The 2,527-nt window shown below is 64.2% G+C and carries 1 protein-coding gene; it reads left to right on the top strand.

The window, feature by feature from the left end:
• Nucleotides 1-16 precede the first annotated feature (16 nt).
• Nucleotides 17-1,882 (top strand): allophanate hydrolase, encoded by a 1,866-nt coding sequence (gene atzF, locus LCF60_RS24495; RefSeq protein ID WP_292295129.1) that lies wholly within the window; start codon nt 17-19, stop codon nt 1,880-1,882.
• Nucleotides 1,883-2,527: the final 645 nt, after the last annotated feature.

Raw genomic sequence — 2,527 nt, 5'->3', positions numbered from 1 at the left:
GATCCGGCGCGTCATCATGCGCGAGGTGCCGAACAACTCAACCCCCCGCGCGCTGGTCGAACGGGGCGACGTGCAGGTCTCCTACGACACCCTCACCGCCCTGCGCGATGCCTATGCCGCGGGCGTGACACCCGCAGAGGTCATGACAGAGGTTCTTGCCCAACTGGAGGCTGTCCGCGATCCGGCGATCTTCATTCACCTCGCCAGTGCCGAAGACCTCGCAGCCGAGGCCGCCGCCTTGGGAGCCTTCGATCCCAACCGTCCGCTGTGGGGCATACCCTTTGCCGTCAAGGACAATATCGACGTGGCCGGGATGCCCACCACAGCCGCTTGCCCGGATTATGCCTTTGCCCCGGACGGTGACGCTTTTGTCGTGGCGCGCTTGCGTGCGGCCGGGGCCATTCCCATCGGCAAGACCAACCTCGACCAGTTCGCCACCGGCCTTGTTGGCGTCCGCTCGCCTTACGGTGTGCCGCGCAACGCGTTGGATGCGGACATTGTGCCGGGGGGCTCGTCTTCTGGGTCGGCCGTGGTGGTGGCGCATGGGATCGTACCTTTCGCGCTGGGAACCGACACCGCCGGGTCGGGCCGCGTGCCTGCCGCGCTGAACGGGATCGTGGGGCTGAAACCCAGCTTGGGCGCGCTGTCGGCCAGCGGCGTCGTGCCCGCCTGCCGGACGCTCGACACGATCTCGATCTTCGCGCTGACCGTAGCCGACGCGCATGACGTTTTCCGAGCCGCTGCCGCGTTCGATCCCGCCGACGCCTATTCGCGTCCTCTACCAGCGGCGACGATGCCCGCCCCTTCCCCCGCGCCGCGCATCACCGCGCCGGATGCCGCCAGCCTGATCTTCTTCGGCGACGACGTGCAGGCGGCGGATTTCGAGGCAACGCTGACGACGCTGGCCGAAGGCGGCGCACGGATCGACCGGGTCGATTTCGCGCCCTTCTACGACGTCGCACAGATGCTTTACGAAGGCGCCTGGATCGCCGAGCGATACGCCGCCATCGAAGACATGATGACAACCCGGCCAGAGGCCGTGCATCCGGTGACCCGCGCCATCATCGCCAAGGCCGAGGGCCAGAGCGCGGTGGATGCCTTCAACGGGTTCTACCGGTTTGCGGATTTGCGCCGCGCTTGCGCGCCGATCCTCGACGCCGCCGACATGCTGTGCGTGCCGACGATCCCGAGTTTCGCCACACGCGCCGACCTTGACGCCGACCCGGTCACGCCCAATTCCAACCTTGGAACCTATACCAATTTCGTGAACCTTCTGGACCTCGGCGCGCTTGCCGTGCCCACCGGCCAGCGCGGCGACGGACGCCCCGGAAGCGTGACGCTGATCGCCCCGGCAGGCCAGGATGGCGCAGTGGCGACGCAGGGGCAGCGCCTGATGCAGACGCGCCGCCCCAGGCTTGGAGCAACCGAACATGTCACACCCAACCTGCCATTCCAGGACAGTTTCGCATTGTTTGAAGAAGAAATGGCCCTTGCCGTCTGTGGCGCACACATGTCGGGCCTTCCGCTGAACCACGAACTGATATCGCGTGGCGCGCGATTCCTGAAAACCACGCAGACGGCCCCCGGCTACAACCTGTATGCCTTGCCGGGCGGACCTCCCTTTCGTCCGGGCCTTTGCCGCTGCGACGAGGGACAAGGTGCATCCATTGCGCTGGAACTTTGGGCGATTCCCAAGGTCGCCTTGGGCGATTTCATCGCCGGCATACCGGCCCCGCTCGTCATTGGCACCGTCGAGATCGAGGATGGATCCCAGGTGAAAGGATTCCTCTGCGAAGCCAGCGGTTTGGATCATGCCGAAGACATCAGTTTGCTTGGCGGCTGGCGACGCTTTCTAGACCGAGAAACCAAGGCAATTGCATAGCCGTCAATTTACCCGCCCCAACAGAGCCCGAAAAGACGCGTAAGCGCATCCATCTACAACGCCATTCTCGCCGACGCACCCGCCGCAGCAACTGCATAAGCGTCGGCTGCGAATCGCTGTCATTGCTGATGTCCAGGAGAAACCGCATCCAGGCGATCTCGTTGAGCGTCAATTCCTCAAGCTTGACCATGACGCTTCACACCCCGAAGATCGTGTTGATGGCGGACTTCGACCGGCGCGTGTTGCGCGGATCGCTGTTGCCAGAGGCCTCGCGGATCGCTTCGATCCATCCGATCTCCTTGGCCGTGACAGGCGTCCAAAAATCTCGGTGATCGCCTCGGCGACTTCTTCGGTTTCAGCTCCAGCGCATGGCGCTCGACCTGTTTCGCAAGGCGCTGGATTCCCGGTTGAAATCCCTTGCCTTGTGCAACGAAGAACTGGCCGAACTGGTCGGCCACACAAGCTGTGGCGCGCCGTCAAGGCACGGTTGCGCCTGGCCGACGTTGACGCCGGGCCAGCCCTGCGGGACCGGTCCGGCAACGGGAACTCCTTTGCCGCGTGCAAGTTGCCTCCAAAAGTGTCACTCGATCTTGTTCAGAAGGGCGCCACCAAGCAAATCTTCAGGGGCAAAAAGGAGAAACGACA

It is taken from the genome of Marivita sp. (assembly GCF_020055635.1).
GTDB lineage: Bacteria > Pseudomonadota > Alphaproteobacteria > Rhodobacterales > Rhodobacteraceae > Marivita.
This window is presented reverse-complemented; position numbering and strand designations above follow the sequence as displayed.